This is a genomic window from Pseudomonas sp. Pme6b (assembly GCF_058129925.1).
Window position 1 is genome coordinate 4,140,518 of sequence record NZ_CM176704.1, and the last position, 17,652, is coordinate 4,158,169.

A 17,652-nucleotide genomic window follows, 5' to 3' on the forward strand; every position below is an offset into this window, starting at 1 on the left:
TCAGAGCACCACGCGTAAGCACTGGCCAGCGTGATACAGCGTGAAACCGGCGTCGTAAGCCAGCGTACGCAGGCCATTGGCCGAGACCTTTTTGCTGCTGGAAAAGCTCACCGGCAGCGCAGTTGCGTCGTTGCTCAGCAGGTAATCAGCAAAGCACTTGCCCACCAGCGTTCCGGTGGTTACGCCGCGGCCATTGAAACCGGTCGCGGCCAGCAAGCCGGGCGCAGGCTCGAACAGACGCAGCAAATGGTCGGGCGTGAAACCGATTCGGCCAGTCCAGGTGCTCTGCCACTCAACCCGACCCAACTGGGGAAAGTAGTGCTGCTGGATGCGATCAGCCCACTGACGAATAAACCACAGCGGATAATTGCCAGCGTTGCCAAGGCTGCCCAGCACCAGTCGCCCGTGGGCATCGCGACGAATACTGCTGAGCACCGTGCGCGTGTCCCAGGAACCCTGCCCGCCACGCAGAATGCCCGCCTGCTCGCTGCCGCTGAGCGGCTGTGAAGCGACCTGATAGTAGTAGCCTGCGAAGATGTGATCCTTGACGTCGGTCCACTCACCTTCGGTGTAGGCGTTGGAGGCAATGATGACCTTCTCGGCGCGCACACTGCCCGCGGCGGTGGACACTTTCCAGCCATCGGCAGTGCGTTGCAGCCCGTTGACGGGAGACTCGCCAAACAACTGACCGCCCAGCGCCACAACATTGAGCGCCATGCCTGACACATACGCCATCGGGTTCACCGTACCGGCACGGTGATCGAGCAATGCCCCGCTGACCTTGTCGGTGCCACAGGCATCTTCACAGGGTTTTCCGGTCAGCAGTTCGACCCTGGCACCGCGCCGCTGCCACTGCTCGGCACGGCTGCGCAGATCAGCCAGTCCTTTTGCATTGTGGGCCATGTGCAGGTTGCCGGTGCGGGTGTCCTGACACTCGATGCGGTACTTGTCGATAGTCGAAAACACCAGCGCCGGAGCCGCGCCCAATGCACTATTGAGGCGGCTGGCCTCGACACTGCCCAATACCTTGTCCAGTTCATCGGGTGCCACCCAGGTGCCTGCATTCACCAGACCGACGTTGCGCCCGGAGCCGCCATGACCAACCTGATGAGCTTCCACCACGCACACCGATTTGCCGCCTTCCAGCAACCGCAACGCCGCCGACAAACCGGTGAAACCTGCGCCGATGATGCACACGTCGGCGCTTCGGTCCCCAATCAAGGCCGGACTGACCGGACGTTGCGGAGTCAATTGTTCCCACAGACAGCCTTCAGCAAACTGCACCATCGAAAAGCTCCAGCAATGTCGGCAATAAGCGCCCGGTTCACATCAGTCGAAAACGATGCCCTGAGCCAGCGGCAACTCGCGGGAGTAGTTGACGGTATTAGTCTGCCGGCGCATGTAGGCGCGCCACGAATCGGAGCCGGACTCGCGCCCCCCACCGGTTTCCTTCTCGCCACCAAATGCCCCGCCGATTTCCGCACCGCTGGTGCCGATATTGACGTTGGCAATACCGCAATCGCTGCCCGCGGCACTCTGGAAAGCCTCGGCCTCACGCAGGTCGGTAGTGAAAATGCACGACGACAGGCCCTGCGGCACTTCGTTGTTCAGGCGCAAGGCCTCTTCGAAGTCGTCGTAAGCCAGCACGAAGAGAATCGGCGCGAAGGTTTCGTGACGCACGACTTCGCTCTGGCCAGGCATTTCGGCAATGGCCGGCGTGACGTAGTAGCCGTTCGGGTATTTGTCCTGCAACTGACGCTCGCCACCGAACACCTGACCGCCCTCGTCGCGCGCCTTGGTCAGCGCATTCTGCATGGCCGAAAATGCTTGCTGGTCAATCAGCGGACCGATCAGATTACCTTCACGAGGATCACCGACACGCACCTTGGCGTAGGCCGCTTTAACCCGGGAAACCACTTCGTCCTTGATCGACCGATGCACAATCAGACGACGCAGCGTGGTGCAGCGCTGACCGGCAGTGCCCACGGCGCTGAACAGAATGCCGCGCACGGCCAGGTCCAGATCGGCGCTCGGGGCCAGAATCATCGCGTTGTTGCCGCCCAGCTCCAGAATGCTGCGCCCGAAACGGGCAGCAACACGCGGACCGACTTCGCGGCCCATGCGGGTGCTGCCGGTGGCGCTGATCAGTGGCACGCGCGGGTCATCGACCAGCGCTTCACCGGCGTCACGATCACCGATCACCAACTGCGCCAGTGCTGCGGGCGCATCACCGAAAATCTTCAGCGCCTTGTCGAACAGCGCCTGACAGGCCAGTGCCGTCAGCGGAGTCTTTTCCGAAGGCTTCCAGATCACCGGGTTGCCGCAGACCAGCGCCAGCGTGGTGTTCCAGGCCCAGACCGCAACCGGAAAGTTGAACGCGCTGATCACGCCGACCACACCCAGCGGGTGCCAGGTTTCGCGCATGTGATGACCGGGACGCTCGGAGGCGATGGTCAGGCCGTACAACTGACGCGACAGACCGACGGCAAAGTCGCAGATGTCGATCATTTCCTGCACTTCACCCAGACCTTCCTGAGTGATCTTGCCGGCCTCGACCGATACCAGTTCGCCCAGATCAGCCTTGTGCTCACGCAGCACTTCACCAAAGATCCGCACCAGCTCGCCACGCCGTGGGGCCGGTACTGTGCGCCACTTTAGAAACGCATTGTGGGCGCTGTCGATGCGCGCCACGACCTGCTCCTTGCCTTCAAGCGTGACCGAGGCAATCTGGCTGCCATCAATCGGGGTGTAAACCGGATAGTCCCCTTGTGTGTGGGCACTGTTCGCCACGCCCAGACGTGCTAATAACTCGGCAACCATGTTGATTCTCCTGTCATGGAAACGGTGGAAATCACTGATGAACCCAGTATTGATCCACTCGGGGCTGGCCCACAAACGACGTTTTTGAAAAACATGATTCCTTTTAGGAATGAACTGCCTGCCATTAACAGCAACGAAAGCGGCTACATCGGGAATTATTGGAATGACCCGGTGATTTTATTTCGTTTGCGAGCGTTGCCCGATGTTTGTTTGGATAAGGCCATCATGATCCCCCGGAGTCAGGTCCAGGCCGATGAGCGAACACATCAGCGAATCCATTTCGTTTGTCCACAGCATAACGTTGTCCCACGGCCGCAATGCCGAAGTATGGGACACCACCGGCAAGCGCTATATCGACTTTGTCGGCGGCATCGGGGTGCTCAATCTGGGGCATTGCAACCCTCAGGTGGTCACGGCCATTCAGGATCAGGCGGCAAAGCTGACCCACTATTGCTTCAACGCTACGCCTCACGATCCGTATATCCGCTTCATGCGGCAACTGACGGAGTTCGTACCGGTGAGTTACCCGCTCAGCGGCATGCTCACCAACAGCGGTGCGGAAGCGGCGGAAAACGCCTTGAAGATCGTACGTGGCGCGACGGGCCGCACGGCTGTGATTGCCTTCGATGGCGGCTTTCACGGCCGAACACTGGCAACCCTGAACCTCAATGGCAAGGTGGCGCCCTATAAACAGAAAGTCGGCGTGCTGCCCGGCCCGGTGTTTCACATTCCGTTTCCCAGCAAGGACAACGGCGTGACCACCGAGCAGGCGCTAAAGGCACTGGAGCGACTGTTCAGCGTAGAGATCGATGTCAACGATGTCGCCTGCATCATCTTTGAACCGGTGCAGGGTGAAGGCGGCTTTCTGGCCATGGAGGCGGATTTTGCTCAGGCGCTGCGAGCGTTCTGCGATGAACATGGCATCGTGTTGATCGCCGACGAAATTCAATCCGGTTTCGGCCGTACCGGGCAGCGCTTTGCGTTCAGCCGCCTGGGCATCGAGCCGGACCTTATTCTGCTGGGCAAGAGCATCGCAGGCGGCATTCCGCTGGGCGCCGTGGTCGGTCGCAAGCATTTGCTCGACAACCTGCCCAAGGGCGGGCTCGGCGGCACCTATTCCGGCAACCCGATTGGCTGCGCTGCGGGCCTGGCCTCGCTGGCACAAATGACTGATGCCAATTTGTCCACCTGGGGTGAACAGCAGGAAAACGCCACTGTCTCGCGCTATAACGCTTGGCAGGCAGGCAAGCTGTCGCCGTACCTGGGCAGGCTGACCGGCGTAGGCTGCATGCGCGGTATCGAACTGATCACAGCGGATGGCGAGCCAGGGACCCGGCAGCTTGCCGACCTATTGGCCTCAGCGAGGGACGCTGGCCTGTTGTTGATGCCCAGCGGCAAGTCGCGGCACATCATCCGCCTGCTGATCCCGCTGACCATCGAGCCCGATGTTCTGCACGAAGGGCTGGATATTTTCGAGCGTTGCCTGTCAGCGCTGGCTTGAACACGTACGGAGAAACCATCCTGATGAGCACTGCACGCTTTGCCGACCCGGACCAGATCCGCGCGGGCTTTTCTCGCGCCATGTCGCAGATGTACCAGCACGAAGTGCCGCTGTACGGCACGCTGATGGGGCTGGTCAGCGAGGTCAATGCGCAGGCCATGAGCCGCGACAGCCAGGTGCTGAACAGCCTGCGCCAGACCGGCGAGATCCAGCGGCTGGACATGGAACGCCACGGCGCGATCCGCGTCGGTACGGCTGAGGAACTGGCCACCCTCGCCCGCCTGTTTGCGGTGATGGGCATGCAGCCGGTCGGTTATTACGACCTGACCGAAGCCGGTGTGCCGGTTCACTCCACAGCGTTTCGTGCCGTGCATGAACAGGCGTTGCAGGTCAGCCCGTTTCGGGTGTTTACCTCACTGCTGCGCCTGGAACTGATCGAGAGTGACAGCCTGCGCGAGTTTGCCAGTCAGGTGCTGGCCAAGCGCAGAATCTTCACGCCCGGTGCCCTGGCGTTGATCGACAAGCATGAGACAGACGGCGGGTTGAGCGAGCCCGACGCTGCCGAGTTCATTCAGCAGGCGCTGGAAACCTTTCGCTGGCATAACACGGCGACGGTCTCGCTTGACGAGTACCAGAAGCTCAACGTCCAGCATCGCCTGATCGCTGATGTGGTGGCGTTTCGTGGCACGCACATCAACCACCTCACCCCGCGCACGCTTGACATCGATGCGGTGCAAAGCGGCATGCCCGGCAAAGGCATCACGCCCAAGGCCGTGGTTGAAGGGCCACCGCGTCGCCAGTGTCCGATTCTGTTGCGCCAGACCAGCTTCAAGGCGCTTGAAGAACCCATTACGTTCATTGGTCAGTCGGGCAGCCACTCGGCACGCTTCGGCGAGATCGAACAGCGTGGCGCTGCACTGACCCCCAAAGGTCGCGAGCTGTATGACCGGCTGCTGAACAAGGCCCGCGACGCGCTGGGTGAGTTCCCCAATGAGGCGAATGCCCTGCGCTATGCCGAACTGCTGGAAAACACGTTCGAGGCGTTTCCGGACAGCCACGCTGAAATGCGCAGGCAGGGCCTGGCCTACTTCCGCTATTTCCCGACCGAATCAGGTATTGCCGAGCATGCATCCGGCAGTCTGGAACAGCTTGTCGACGCAGGTCACGTGCGCTTCGAGCCACTGGTGTACGAAGACTTTTTGCCGGTCAGTGCGGCGGGCATTTTCCAGTCCAACCTGGGCGATAACGCACAGGCGCACTACGCGACGAATTCGAATCAGCAGGATTTCGAGCAGGCACTGGGACGCGGGACGCTCAACGAACTGGACCTGTATGCCGACACCCAGCGGCGCTCACTGGAGGAATGCGCCAGGGCGCTGGAACTGAGCAGTCCCGCCTACTAATTAGTGAGAGCGACAGGGGCTGCACGATAGTTGAATTATCCGTACACACCGACGCGGGACGTCAGCACGAAGTTGAGATTATCGTTCCTCACGCTCCAGCGTGGGAATGCAGTTCACGACGCTCTGCGTCGCCAAGAGGACGCGGAACGTCCAGAACGGCATGACGACGCGGAGCGTCGCACGATAATCGGATTGTCCGTGCAGATCGACGCAGAGCTTCGGCACGGAGTTGAGACTATCGTTCCTCACGCTCCGCGTGGGAATGCAGGTCTCGACGCTCTGCGTCGCAAAGAGGACGCGGAGCGTCCGGAACGGCATGACGACGCGGAGCGTCGGCACGATAGCCAACATCGTCTTCGCGAACGAGTTCGCTCCTACGGCCTTCGGCCAGAATCAAAAGCGGACTTGTGCATAATGATGAGCGCTCTGCGTCACATTCCCTTAGCGTTCTGCGTTCTGTTTAAAGCAACGATAAATAAAATTCGCAATATTGGTGTGCAACCTCGCGCTATGCATACTGCGATTGCGTGTGGACAGCAAAGTGCCGTATTCAAAGGCTCATCCCTTCAAATAACGCACCCTGTAATCCCCTTGCAAAGGCTCGAAGCAGCCTGGGTCCGGATCACGTTCAGACCTCATAAAAATACTCGGCCGGATAACGGCCTCCATGACTTCATGGACTTTCCAACGCTGCCCTGGCGCCTCATCGCGCCGACCTGAAAAACAGAATAACGATTGATAAGGCCTGAAAAAGGCCATTCAGCAGGCAAGGGGATCATCATGCAAAACTCACACGCTGCAGTGTCGGGCGACAATCAGGCCGTTTCATCGACGGTGAAGCTGTATCTCTGGGCCGCCGTTATCCTGATCATTGCCGAGATGATCGGTGCCATCAGTATCCCGCTGGGCCCCGGCAAGGTGGTGCTGCTACCGATGGTGTGGGCGCTGCTGTTAGGCGCGATGGTCGGGATCGCCAGTCGCCGCCTGCCAGGCAGCATCGGTATCGATCACGGCATCCAGCTGCGCTCGGCCTCGATCCTGCAACCCGCCCTGCTGATTTTCATCGCCAAACTCGGTCTCGTCGTCGGCGGCTCGCTGCCGGTGGTGTTCGCCTCGGGATGGGCGCTGGTGTTTCAGGAGTTTGGCCACTTTGTCGGCACCGTGGTGCTCGGCCTGCCGGTCGCGCTGCTGCTGGGCATCAAGCGTGAGGCAATCGGCGCGACGTTCTCGGTTGGCCGCGAGCCCAGCCTGGCAATCATCGGCGAGCGCTACGGCATGGACTCCCCGGAAGGCCGCGGCGTACTGGCCGAGTACCTGACCGGCACCCTGTTCGGTGCGCTGTTCATTGCCATCGTTGCAGGCTTTATCGCCAGCCTGGGGATCTTCCATCCCAATTCGCTGGCGATGGGCTCGGGCATCGGCTCGGGCAGCATGATGGCTGCTGCAGCCGGAGCGATTGCCCCGCAGCAGACGCCGGAAGTTGCCAAGGAGGTCATGACGCTGGCGGCGGCATCAAACCTGATCACCACCACCATCGGCACTTACTTCACCCTGTTTATCTCCCTGCCACTGGCGGTGTGGGGCTATCGGGTGCTTGAGCCGCTGATCGGCCGCACCACCAAGGCGTCCATGACTGATGAAGGCCTGCGCCACAGCGATGTGTCACTGGAAGTTCCGGAACTGGGCTGGGCGGGCAAGATCAGTGCGTGGCTGGCAGCCGGTGCACTGGCGCTGATTGCCAACTATGTCGGCTACAAGACCCTGTCGGCCGATGCATTCACCGGCATGGGCATCATGATTTTCTGTGCCTTCGTCGGCGAAGCGCTGTGCAACCTGATCCGTCGCAAGATCCCGGCAGTGTGCATGGTGTCGCTGGTGGCGATGTTCCTGACTTCACCGGCCTGCCCCTGGGCGGCCGAGATTGCCCGGATGACCAGTTCGATCAACATGCTGGCGGTCATTACCCCGATGCTGACCTTTGCCGGCCTGTCGATTGCCAAGGACCTGCCAGCCTTCCGCCGTCTGGGCTGGCGAATTGTGCTGGTATCGTTCCTGGCCAACTTCGGCACCTTCATCGGCGCCGTGCTGATTGCCGAGATGTTTCATTGATTCTGGAGCGGGCTAGATCACCGCTTCGTTCACCAGCCAGTCATGCACGGCGCGGCGTGCCGGAGTAGAGAGCGCACCCTCACGATAGGCCAGGACGTATTTCTTCCTGGCCTTGATCGGATGCCCGAACGGCACGATCAGCAAGCCTTGCTCCAGCTCATCAGTAATCAGCGCTTTGCGGGCAATGGCCACGCCCATGCCCATGCGCGCGGCGTCGATGGTCAGGTGGTTGCGGTTGAAGGTGTGACCACGGCGCACGTCGATACCATCAGCGCCGATGGCGGTCAGATAAAACTCCCACTCAGCGTATTCGTAGCTGCCGCGCCAGGCAGTGATGTCATGCAGCAACGGAAAATGCACCAGCTGGCTGGGCGTATCGAGTGGCGGCTTGCCCACCAGCAGGCTTGGCGAACAGACCGCAAACAGCTCTTCTTCCAGCAACGGCGTGGTCGACAGCCCCGGATAGCTGCCGTCGTTCAGGTCGATGGCCAGATCGAAATCGTCATCGCGCAACGACCCGCTGCTGTCTTCGGCAATGATCCGCAACTGGATGTCCGGAAACGCTTCCTGCAAACGTGGCAGGCGTGGCATCAGCCATTTGCTGAGAAACGAAGGGATGCAGCGCAGCTTGAACACCCCGCCAATGCGTCCGGAATACAGCAGACGCAGCTCTTCGCTGATACGGCTCTGCACCTCGTTGGCGACCACCGCCAGACGCTGGCCTTCGGCGGTCAGCTCCAGCCCGCGCCCGACCCGGTGAAACAGCGCGAAGCCCAGGCGCTCTTCAAGCTGGCGCATCTGCTGGCTGATCGCGCCGGGAGTGACGTGCAGCTCTTCGGCGCACCGGGTGAAGGAAAGATGTCGGGCTGCGCAGGCGAACACCTGTAACCAGGCGTGCATCTGTGCGTTGAAGATTCTGCTCATTGAAGAGTTCCGCTAAAGCGTTGCATAGCAACAATCGTTTGTCGTTTCGACAGCCGAAGCCAAAGATGAGTAACAGAAAAAGGGGAATACCAAATTCCCGTGCATCATCTCACCTGAAGGACCTTCGTGATGGCTATCAGCGTCTTCGACATGTTCAAAATCGGCATCGGGCCGTCCAGTTCTCACACCGTCGGGCCAATGCGCGCCGGGGCACTGTTCGTGACCGAGCTGCGCAACCAGAACCGGTTGCACAGCGTAGAACGGATCGAGGTGCGATTGTACGGCTCTCTGTCAGCCACCGGCATCGGACACGGCAGCGATCGCGCAACAGTCATGGGCTTGATGGGCGAATGGCCGGACAAGATCGACCCTGGCCAGGTCAACCAGCGCATCGACGCGCTGCGTGCCGATAACCAGTTGATGCTGGCGGGCGAGCAGGCCATCACCTTCGTCTGGGAGCGGGACATGTGCCTGCTCAATGAAAACCTGCCCTATCACCCCAACGGCATGACGCTGTGCGCCTATGGGAAGACCGGTGAAGTTTACGAGCAAACCTACTATTCGGTGGGTGGCGGCTTTGTGATCGATGCCGAACAGGCAGCCAGCGGCGTGCTGGACAACGACACTACTGTTCTGCCTTACGACTTTTTCAGTGGCGCGCAGTTGCTGAAGCTGTGCAAGACCCACGGCATGAGTATTTCCGAACTGATGATGGCCAACGAGAAGGTCTGGCGCAGCGAGGAAGAAATTCGCGAGAAAATCATGGTCATCTGGGCCGCGATGCGCGCCTGCGTCGACAAGGGCCTGCTTGAAACCGGCATCCTGCCCGGCGGGTTGAACGTGCGCCGTCGCGCCTACCGCCTGCATCAGAGCCTGCAGAACCTCGATAACCCGAACGTGATCGGCTCGACTCTGAGCGCCATGGAGTGGGTCAACCTGTTCGCCCTGGCGGTCAACGAGGAAAACGCCGCGGGCGGGCGCATGGTGACTGCGCCCACCAACGGCGCGGCGGGTATCGTGCCTGCGGTGCTGCATTACTTCATGAAGTTCAAGCCTACGGCCAATGATGACGACGTGGTGCGTTTCTTCCTCAGCGCCGCTGCGGTCGGCATTCTGTGCAAGAAGAACGCGTCCATTTCCGGTGCCGAAGTGGGTTGTCAGGGCGAAGTAGGATCGGCCTGCGCAATGGCCGCCGCTGGCCTGGCGGAAATTCTCGGTGCCACGCCCGAACAGGTGGAAAACGCGGCGGAAATTGGTCTGGAACACAACCTGGGACTGACCTGCGATCCGGTCGGCGGGCTGGTGCAAATCCCTTGCATCGAGCGCAACGCAATTGCTGCCGTGAAAGCAATCAACGCTGCACAAATGGCCCTGCGCGGCGACGGCGAGCACTTCATCTCGCTGGACCACGCCATCCGCACCATGCGCGATACCGGCGCGGACATGCACGACAAATACAAGGAAACTTCACGCGGTGGGCTGGCAGTCAATCTGATCGAGTGCTGATCGGCGCAGGCGTTTACTGATTCAACAGTGCCGAGCCCGAATAGAATATCCCGCCCAGCGCGATCAGCAGCAAGGTCACGCTGGAGGCGACTTCGATCTTGCGCTTGTACTTCAAGGCCAGCTTCTGACGCATCAGGAAGATGTAGGCAAACAGGATCGACAGGTCAATGATGATCCACAGCAACGACAACAAGGCAATGCTGCCCTTGAACGATTCGGTGACGTGAATGAACTGCGGGAAAAACGAGACGAAGAAGATGATGTCCTTCGGATTGGAAATCCCCACCAGAAAACCGGTCACTAGCCCGCTGTGCCTGCTACGCGCAGGCAACGGCGCTGGCGCTGCTTCAGGCGGCGTCTGGGCGTAACGCAACGCCTGTTCCAGCGCCTGCATTGACAGATAGGCGATGAAGAAACAGCCCACCAGGCTGATCCAGTTGAGCATGCTTACGCTCACCGACAGCGTTCCCGTCAGAATCAATGCCGCGACCAACACCAACACCAGTGATGCCCAGTTGGTGCCCAGCGCCGTCAGCATCGCGCGTTTCGGCCCGCACGCCAGGCTGGTATTGACGACCAGTGCCACCACCGGACCAGGGGTGATGATCAGCATGAAGACGCTGAACATGTAGATCAGCAGCAACGATATATCCATGGGTACTCAACGCTCGTTCAAATGGTCAGTCTTGTCGACTTTGATATGCAGAGGACAACGGGACAGTGAAAGCCCGCCTTCTTCATACAGTTGGTATTGCTTCCATTCCAGGCTGCTACGGTCGCCGAAAAAACCCAGCGTGTCGGGTACCACGCCGTTGTTGTAATCGGCGATTCGCTGGCGAATCTTTTCCCTGACCTTGCGACCACTTTCCGTCTCGGCGCTTGCCACCTCGTCAAAGTTCTCCCGAGGGTTGACCACAAACACAATGTGCCCACCCAGCGAACGGCTTTTCATCGCGCTGTGACGGGGAAAGCTCATGTTGATGAACATCCGCAGTCCGGCGAAGTGATAGGTCCACTCGAACACTTCAGGGTCTGTGCAGGCTTTGGCCGGCCAGGGCGTTCGGTCACCGTCATGTAAATGCTGCAAGGTGGCCCACGCATAAGCCTGCTCTTCGGCCAAGGTGTTGAAATCGGTTTTCTCGAAAATGACAATCAACGGGTTGAACAGGCGATCTTCAAGTGGCGTGTCATTAACGAACTTTACGTACGCTTCCATGCCGTCACGTAGCGCTTGTTGCTCATTCTCACAGGGGATGAACAGCAGCAGACAGCTTCCGGACTTGTTGGCACGGCGGCCAAAAAGACAAGGAAAGCCCTTGTCACTCAGCACCTGCTCGAACTGCCTGTAAGCCTGAACCCTCCAGCCCATTTCCAGGGCGGTGTCACTTTCCAGCAAATGTCTTACAACAGATTGGCGTAACAGCTTTTCGGACTTGGGCAGCATATTCCCTCACGCACGCAGCAGATAAGAACACCGCCTTATTGTTTGATTTTTACGACAGTGGACGAACCGGCGATTCTGACCGGAGACGCGTGCGCGGAAAAATGGAAAAAGGTGTAACCTACTATGACAAATAATCATGATTAGTTATCACATGACTGAACGTATACCGCCGCTTTACGCGCTGAGAGCCTTTGAAGTCGCGGCTCGATCATGTTCATTTACGCGTGCTGCGCAGGAGCTCTCCCTTACCCAGAGTGCCATCAGTCGTCATATTCGTACCCTGGAAGAAACCCTTGGCTGTCGATTGTTCGAGCGCAATGGCCCGCGGCTTTCGCTCAGTGACGAGGGCCGGCGGCTGTCCAGTCAACTCAAGATCGGCTTCCGGATTATCGAGGACGCCTGCCAGCCATTCCGGGGTCAGGGCGCGAATCTGCGCCTCAAATCACCGTCCACCCTGACCATGCGCTGGCTGCTGCACGCGCTGGAGTCCTTCAAAAAGCCTGCGCCTGCCCTGCCGGTACAGCTCTCCAGCGTGTGGATGGACTTTGATAGCGTGGACTTCTATTCGGAGCCTTTCGACTGCGCGATTCTGCTGGGCAATGGCAACTTTGGTGCCGAGGTGGAAACCTGCAAGCTGTTCGATGAATGGCTGATTCCGATCTGCTCGGCAGACACGTTAGGCGACCAGCCGTGGGGAACAGAGAGGCTTCAGGCCGCTGAACTTATCCATCCATCCAGCGACCGCCGCGACTGGCGGCGCTGGCTGAGCCGGATGGACCTCTCTGGTCAGGTGACGTTGAGCAAAGGCAAGGTGTTCGACACCCTTGATCAGGGCATTACCGCTGCAGTCAGAGGGCACGGTGTGTCGATTGGCGATCTGTTTCTGGTCGCTGATGACTTGAACGAAGGTCAGGTCTTTCTGCCGTTCAACTCGGCGGTTGGCACCGGGGATGCCTATTACCTGGTCTGGCTGCAGGACAGCTTCAAGCGCCAGCGAGTACTGGAACTGCGCGACCACCTGCTGACCTGCCTGCCGGACATATCCGGTATTGCAGTGGAGTTGCTCGCGGCACCTTGAAGGAGTCCGTTCCCGGTGGGAGTGAGCTTGGTCACGAAGAAGCCGGACAACCCCATAAAAAGGGCGTCTGGACCATTGCCTTCGTGAGCAAGCTCACTCCTACGGCATAGGATGCAAGCCATTCAACTCAGCGGCAGACACTGCTCCACCAGCGATGTCCAGACCGCCACACCCGGTTCGATCACCTGGTCGTTGAAGTCGTAATACGGGTTATGCAACGCCGCCGACGGTTTCTCGCCATCGACGCCCATCCAGATGTACGCACCCGGGCAGGCATGCAGCATGAAGGCGAAGTCTTCGGAGGCCATCGACGGGTTGCAGCCCCACTGCACGTTGTTCTCCCCCACCGCGGCGACCGCTGCGCGGCGGATCGTAGCAGCAGCATCGACGTGGTTTTCAGTCACCGGATACCCCACGTTGTAGACCAGTTCGCCACGCACCCCGAAGGCCGTCGGCAAACGCTCGACGAACTCGCCGATCAGTTGCTGAACCTTCTCGCGCACCGGCGTTTGCAAACAACGCACCGTGCCGCGCAAAACTGCGGTTTCCGGGATGACGTTGATTGCTTCACCGGCGTGGAACTGGGTGATGCTGACCACCGCAGAATCCAGTGGCGACAGACGACGGGAAACGATGGTCTGCAGCCCGAGCACCAGTTCGGCAGCAGCCACAATCGGGTCATTGCCCTTGTCCGGCATGGCCGCATGGCTGCCCTTGCCAGTCAGGGTGATTTCGAAGGTGTCCAGCGATGCCATCATCGGCCCTGGATTGATCACCACCTTGCCAGCAGGCACGCCCGGCCAGTTGTGCAAACCGTAGATCGCTTCCATCGGAAAGCGCTCGAACAGACCGTCTTCGATCATCCGTTGCGCGCCGCCGAGGTTTTCCTCGGCAGGCTGAAAGACAAAATGCACTGTGCCAGCAAACCGGCGGGTTTCCGACAGGTGCCGGGCGGTGGCCAGCAGAATTGCCGTATGGCCATCGTGTCCGCAGGCATGCATGCAGCCCTTATGGGCCGACTTGTGCACGCTGTCGCCCAGCTCCTGAATAGGCAGAGCGTCCATGTCGGCACGAATGCCGATGGTCGGGCCGTCGCCATTGCGCAGGGTGCCGACCACGCCAGTACCGCCCAGACCGCGGTGCACCTGAATGCCGAAGCTACTCAGCAGATCAGCCACCTTGTCCGAGGTTTTCAGCTCCTGAAACCCCAGCTCCGGCGCAGCGTGGATCGTGCGGCGCCAGACAGTTGCTTCGTCGATCAGTGTCTTTGAAATAGGCATGTACTTACTCCAGACTCGCGCCGTAGCCAAAACTGGCGGCAGGCTTGGCGGCGGTTTCGACCCAGACGCTTTTCACTTCGCTGTACTCGCGCAGCGCATCCAGACCCGAAGAACGGCCATAACCACTTTCACCATAGCCGCCAAACGGCGAGCTGACGTGGATAGTCTTGTAGCCGTTGACCCAGAACGTCCCGGCACGCACCTGTCTGGCAACGCGATGGGCGCGCCCGACATCACGGGTCCAGACGCCACCGGCCAGGCCAAAACGGCTGTCGTTGGCGATGCGGATCGCGTCTTCTTCATCCTTGAACGGAATCGCTACCACCACCGGGCCGAAGATTTCTTCCTGCGCACAATGCAGCTCGTTGGTGCCCGCCAACACCGTCGGGTTGACGTAATAACCCGGCTTGTTCGGGATCGGATCAGCCTGCTCGCCAATCAGTCTTGCGCCGTCTTTCAATGCGCGCTCGACCATGCTCTTCACGTGGTTGTACTGCTTGGCATTGTTGATCGGGCCGATCTGGGTGTCCGGGTCGCCGGGGTCGCCGACCTTGAACTGAGTCGCCGCCACCGCCAGCGCTTTGGTGAACTTCTCGAAAATCGATTCCTGCACCAGCAGCCGTGAGCCGGAGACACAACTTTGCCCGGCACCGGAGAAAATCGCCGTCTGAGCGCCACGCAAGGCCACTTCCAGATCCGCATCGTCGAATACGATGTTGGCTGACTTGCCACCCAGCTCCAGCACCGCGGGAATACAGCGCTGCGCCGCAGCCACGGCGATATGCCGACCGGTCGCTGGCGAGCCGACGAACACCACTTTGCGGAGGTCAGCCTTGGCAATGAACGCCTGGCCGATGGAATGGCCGAAACCGGCAATCACGTTGACCAGCCCTTTCGGTACTCCCGCGCGCTCAATCAGCACACCGACCATTAAAGAGCTCAGCGGCGTCAGTTCCGACGGTTTGAGGATGACTGCGTTACCCGCCGCAATCGCCGGGGCGATCTGCCAGCCGCAGGTGAAGATCGGCGCGTTCCACGGGGTGATCTGCAACACCGTGCCCAGCGGTTCGTAGGTCACGTAGTTGAGGTGGGTGGTCGGCACCGGGATGATTTCGCCATGCAGCTTGTCTGCCCAGCCGGCGTAATACTCGAACATCTCGGCTACCTTGAGCACTTCAACGCGGGCATCGCGGATCGGCTTGTTGGCGGTCAGGGATTCGATCTGCGCAAGATGTTCCAGTTCTTCACGAATCAGATTGCCTACCTGGTACATGGCGCGACCCCGCGCCTGAGCGGTCAGCGCCCACCATTGCTGCTGCGCAGCCTTGGCCGCCTTGTCGGCGATGTCGACCAACGACTCGTCAGCGTCCGGAAAGCTCAGCAACAGGCTGTCGTCATGGGCATTGCGCACTTCAACCGGCGCGCCGTGGCCTTCGATGAACTGGCCGCCGACGTAGCTGGCGATGACACTGCGATCGCCCCAGTAAGGACGCATCAGTTCGAGGATTTTTGCAGTGCTCATCGCTTATTCTCCATGACCGTAAAGTTTGCCATCGGTGCGTTGCACGATGGCGCAGAAGTCTTCGTTGTCCGCAAGGGTTTCGCTGCTGGCCTGCCACAATTGCGCGACGACCCGCGACAGCGGCAGGTCCATGCCCAGGCTGTCCGCCAGATCGCTGGCCAGGCCGACGTCCTTGCGCATCAGGCCCATGGTGAAACCCGAGTCATAGGCCTTGTTGAGTACCCAGGTCGGGAACATCACTTGCGTGGCACCGCTGCGTCCGGAACCGGCATTCAGGCCCTGCAGAAGTTTTTCCGGATCGACACCTGCACGCGCGGCCATCGCCACGGCTTCGGCAGTGCTGATCAGGTGGCAGGCGGCCAGCATGTTGTTGGCGATCTTGGCCACATTGCCTGCGCCGCACTGGCCGACGTGCACGCGTGTGCCGCTCATTCCTTCCAAAATCGGCATGGCGCGCGCAAGATCGGCATCTTCAGCGCCGATGACCATCGACATGGTGCCGGTGGCTGCGCCTTTCGGGCCGCCCGAGACAGGTGCATCGATAAAGGCAATGCCGGTTTTGGCCAGTTCAGCGGCGACCTTACGGCTCATTTCCGGTGTTGATGTGGTGGTATCGACCACGATCGAGCCGTTGCGACCGAACTCGCTGATACCGCCCGCACCGAGACACACCGACTCCACATGCTCGGCCTTGGGCAGCGACAGGATCAGAATATCCACGCCTTGAATCAGTTGTTTGCGGTCGGCAACCGGCTTGACGCCTTTGCTTTCAGCCTGGGCCAGCGCAGCCTGCGACAAGTCGAAGCCGCTGACATCAAAGCCCTTGCCCGCCAGCGTGGCAGCCATGCCGCCGCCCATGTTGCCCAATCCGATCACACCTGCTTTCAAAGTCATGTCTGCATCCCGGTCAAAGGTTTTGTACGAATTCGAGAACGACGCTGCGAGCCTTTTCGGCGAGCAATGTGCTGATGATCCGAGTATGGACAGCGTTCTCACCTCTCAGCAATAATCCTCAAATCGAATTTATGTTGCCTTTAGCGCAACACAGAGCCTCTACAGGAGCCTTATGAGCCTGGTGCAAGATCGACGCATCCTGTATTTCTTCGAAGCCGTGCGGCTGGGCAGCGTCAGGGCTGCCGCCGACTTCCTCAACGTCGCGCCCTCGGCGGTCAGCCGCCAGATCGCGCAACTGGAACAGGAGCTCGGCTCGCCATTGCTCGAGCGCCATCGCCGAGGGGTCAAACCCACTGAAGCAGGCGACAAGGTGCTGGCCTACTACCGCCAGCGACTGACGCAGCAGGAGGTCCTGCTGGATTCGATTCAGGCGCTGAAAGGCCTGCACAGCGGCTCGGTGACATTGGTGTCCGGAGAAGGTTTTCTTGAAAGCCTCGCGCAGCCGCTGGCCCGGTTTTCCGAGCTGTACCCGCGCATCGAACTGCTCGTGAACGTTTGTGGTAGCAACGAGGTGATTCGCCAGGTGGTGGAGGACGAAGCGCATATCGGCCTGGTCTTCAACCCCGCTGCCGACCCGAAAATCCGCTCTCACGCCCATCAGCGCAAGCCAGTGTGCGTGATCACCGCACCCGATCATCCGCTGACGCAAGAGCAGGCTCCGATAGAGCTGCGGGCACTGGAACACTACCGTGTCGCGCTGCCTGCTGTGTCTTACGGCATTCGCCAGATTCTTCTGCAGGCCGAACATCAACTGGGTATTACAGTGCAGCCGACACTGACCTGCAGCACCTTCGCCATGCTCAAGCATTTCGCCATGCAGGGTGGCGTCACGCTGTTGCCGACCTTTGTTGTGGAGGAGGAGATAAAGGCCGGAAAACTGCGCGCCCTGCCCTTGCAGCATGAGGTGTTCAGCAGCCCGCAGACGCATTTGATCAGCCGTCTGGGTCGGCAGCTCAGCGTCGGTGCCAACCGCCTGATGGGCATGCTGTTGCAGGACATGACGGCGTTTCGCAATTGACCTACCGTTAGTCCCGCTTCGACCAATCGCGCTGAACCAACAAAATCCTCATGGTTCATCTTCAGTACGGATCAGAACTTCTGCCGCCATCGA

The 17,652-nt window shown here is 60.0% G+C and carries 14 protein-coding genes; 6 read left to right on the plus strand and 8 right to left on the minus strand.

The features are described 5' to 3' along the window. Both amaA and amaB read right to left on the minus strand, forming a co-directional pair. Complete coding sequence (amaA, locus tag AC4ANE_RS18720) at window positions 1-1,287, minus strand: L-pipecolate oxidase (protein WP_002554364.1); 1,287 nt, start codon at window positions 1,285-1,287, stop codon at window positions 1-3. 42 nt (window positions 1,288-1,329) lie between these two features. Beyond that, window positions 1,330-2,820 carry an L-piperidine-6-carboxylate dehydrogenase gene (gene amaB / locus AC4ANE_RS18725; RefSeq protein ID WP_002554365.1) on the minus strand — a complete coding sequence of 497 codons (1,491 nt, stop codon included), beginning with the start codon at window positions 2,818-2,820 and terminating at the stop codon, window positions 1,330-1,332. Window positions 2,821-3,073: 253 nt separating this feature from the next. Here amaB and AC4ANE_RS18730 point away from each other — a divergent pair, with 253 nt between their 5' ends. The 3 genes from AC4ANE_RS18730 (at window position 3,074) to AC4ANE_RS18740 (ending at window position 7,833) form a co-directional block, all read left to right on the plus strand. Beyond that, window positions 3,074-4,321 (plus strand): 2-aminoadipate transaminase, encoded by a 1,248-nt coding sequence (locus AC4ANE_RS18730; RefSeq protein WP_002554366.1) that lies wholly within the window; start codon window positions 3,074-3,076, stop codon window positions 4,319-4,321. Window positions 4,322-4,344: 23 nt separating this feature from the next. Next, complete coding sequence (gene hglS, locus AC4ANE_RS18735; RefSeq protein WP_002554367.1) at window positions 4,345-5,724, plus strand: 2-oxoadipate dioxygenase/decarboxylase HglS; 1,380 nt, start codon at window positions 4,345-4,347, stop codon at window positions 5,722-5,724. Window positions 5,725-6,504: 780 nt separating this feature from the next. Beyond that, window positions 6,505-7,833, plus strand: a complete 1,329-nt coding sequence (locus AC4ANE_RS18740) for a DUF3100 domain-containing protein (protein ID WP_002554368.1) — start codon at window positions 6,505-6,507, stop codon at window positions 7,831-7,833. A gap of 12 nt (window positions 7,834-7,845) precedes the next feature. Here the strand turns inward: AC4ANE_RS18740 and AC4ANE_RS18745 are convergent, their stop codons facing one another. Next, on the minus strand, window positions 7,846-8,757 hold the full coding sequence (locus tag AC4ANE_RS18745; protein WP_002554369.1) for a LysR substrate-binding domain-containing protein: 912 nt from the start codon (window positions 8,755-8,757) through the stop codon (window positions 7,846-7,848). A gap of 129 nt (window positions 8,758-8,886) precedes the next feature. On the opposite strand from AC4ANE_RS18745, the gene AC4ANE_RS18750 reads away from it, so the two are divergent. Next, entirely contained in the window at window positions 8,887-10,263 is a 1,377-nt protein-coding gene (locus AC4ANE_RS18750; protein ID WP_002554370.1) for an L-serine ammonia-lyase, read from the plus strand. A 13-nt stretch (window positions 10,264-10,276) separates the two neighbouring features. Here the strand turns inward: AC4ANE_RS18750 and AC4ANE_RS18755 are convergent, their stop codons facing one another. Further along, window positions 10,277-10,918: a LysE family translocator gene (locus AC4ANE_RS18755; RefSeq protein ID WP_002554371.1), complete on the minus strand. Its 642-nt coding sequence runs from the start codon at window positions 10,916-10,918 to the stop codon at window positions 10,277-10,279. 6 nt (window positions 10,919-10,924) lie between these two features. Next, entirely contained in the window at window positions 10,925-11,707 is a 783-nt protein-coding gene (locus AC4ANE_RS18760; protein WP_031597270.1) for a YqcI/YcgG family protein, read from the minus strand. 151 nt (window positions 11,708-11,858) lie between these two features. Between AC4ANE_RS18760 and AC4ANE_RS18765 the strand changes: the two genes are divergently transcribed. Beyond that, on the plus strand, window positions 11,859-12,785 hold the full coding sequence (locus AC4ANE_RS18765; RefSeq protein WP_002554373.1) for a LysR family transcriptional regulator: 927 nt from the start codon (window positions 11,859-11,861) through the stop codon (window positions 12,783-12,785). A gap of 122 nt (window positions 12,786-12,907) precedes the next feature. Here AC4ANE_RS18765 and AC4ANE_RS18770 read toward each other — a convergent pair whose 3' ends face one another. The 3 genes from AC4ANE_RS18770 to AC4ANE_RS18780 are packed head-to-tail and all read right to left on the minus strand — an operon-like array spanning window position 12,908 to window position 16,481. Next, window positions 12,908-14,065: a M20 aminoacylase family protein gene (locus AC4ANE_RS18770; RefSeq protein ID WP_002554374.1), complete on the minus strand. Its 1,158-nt coding sequence runs from the start codon at window positions 14,063-14,065 to the stop codon at window positions 12,908-12,910. Window positions 14,066-14,069: 4 nt separating this feature from the next. After that, window positions 14,070-15,587: an aldehyde dehydrogenase family protein gene (locus AC4ANE_RS18775; RefSeq protein WP_002554375.1), complete on the minus strand. Its 1,518-nt coding sequence runs from the start codon at window positions 15,585-15,587 to the stop codon at window positions 14,070-14,072. Between the two features lie 3 nt (window positions 15,588-15,590). Beyond that, complete coding sequence (locus AC4ANE_RS18780) at window positions 15,591-16,481, minus strand: NAD(P)-dependent oxidoreductase (RefSeq protein ID WP_460408462.1); 891 nt, start codon at window positions 16,479-16,481, stop codon at window positions 15,591-15,593. 172 nt (window positions 16,482-16,653) lie between these two features. On the opposite strand from AC4ANE_RS18780, the gene AC4ANE_RS18785 reads away from it, so the two are divergent. Next, window positions 16,654-17,559, plus strand: coding sequence for a LysR family transcriptional regulator (locus AC4ANE_RS18785; protein ID WP_002554377.1), 906 nt, complete (start codon window positions 16,654-16,656; stop codon window positions 17,557-17,559). Window positions 17,560-17,652 lie beyond the last annotated feature (93 nt).

Bases quoted from the DNA above. Each gene is read 5' to 3' on its own strand.
- amaA (WP_002554364.1), bottom strand. From the start codon at position 1,287: ATGGTGCAGTTTGCTGAAGGCTGTCTGTGGGAACAATTGACTCCGCAA.
- amaB (WP_002554365.1), bottom strand. From the start codon at position 2,820: ATGGTTGCCGAGTTATTAGCACGTCTGGGCGTGGCGAACAGTGCCCAC.
- AC4ANE_RS18730 (WP_002554366.1), top strand. From the start codon at position 3,074: ATGAGCGAACACATCAGCGAATCCATTTCGTTTGTCCACAGCATAACG.
- hglS (WP_002554367.1), top strand. From the start codon at position 4,345: ATGAGCACTGCACGCTTTGCCGACCCGGACCAGATCCGCGCGGGCTTT.
- AC4ANE_RS18740 (WP_002554368.1), top strand. From the start codon at position 6,505: ATGCAAAACTCACACGCTGCAGTGTCGGGCGACAATCAGGCCGTTTCA.
- AC4ANE_RS18745 (WP_002554369.1), bottom strand. From the start codon at position 8,757: ATGAGCAGAATCTTCAACGCACAGATGCACGCCTGGTTACAGGTGTTC.
- AC4ANE_RS18750 (WP_002554370.1), top strand. From the start codon at position 8,887: ATGGCTATCAGCGTCTTCGACATGTTCAAAATCGGCATCGGGCCGTCC.
- AC4ANE_RS18755 (WP_002554371.1), bottom strand. From the start codon at position 10,918: ATGGATATATCGTTGCTGCTGATCTACATGTTCAGCGTCTTCATGCTG.
- AC4ANE_RS18760 (WP_031597270.1), bottom strand. From the start codon at position 11,707: ATGCTGCCCAAGTCCGAAAAGCTGTTACGCCAATCTGTTGTAAGACAT.
- AC4ANE_RS18765 (WP_002554373.1), top strand. From the start codon at position 11,859: ATGACTGAACGTATACCGCCGCTTTACGCGCTGAGAGCCTTTGAAGTC.
- AC4ANE_RS18770 (WP_002554374.1), bottom strand. From the start codon at position 14,065: ATGCCTATTTCAAAGACACTGATCGACGAAGCAACTGTCTGGCGCCGC.
- AC4ANE_RS18775 (WP_002554375.1), bottom strand. From the start codon at position 15,587: ATGAGCACTGCAAAAATCCTCGAACTGATGCGTCCTTACTGGGGCGAT.
- AC4ANE_RS18780 (WP_460408462.1), bottom strand. From the start codon at position 16,481: ATGACTTTGAAAGCAGGTGTGATCGGATTGGGCAACATGGGCGGCGGC.
- AC4ANE_RS18785 (WP_002554377.1), top strand. From the start codon at position 16,654: ATGAGCCTGGTGCAAGATCGACGCATCCTGTATTTCTTCGAAGCCGTG.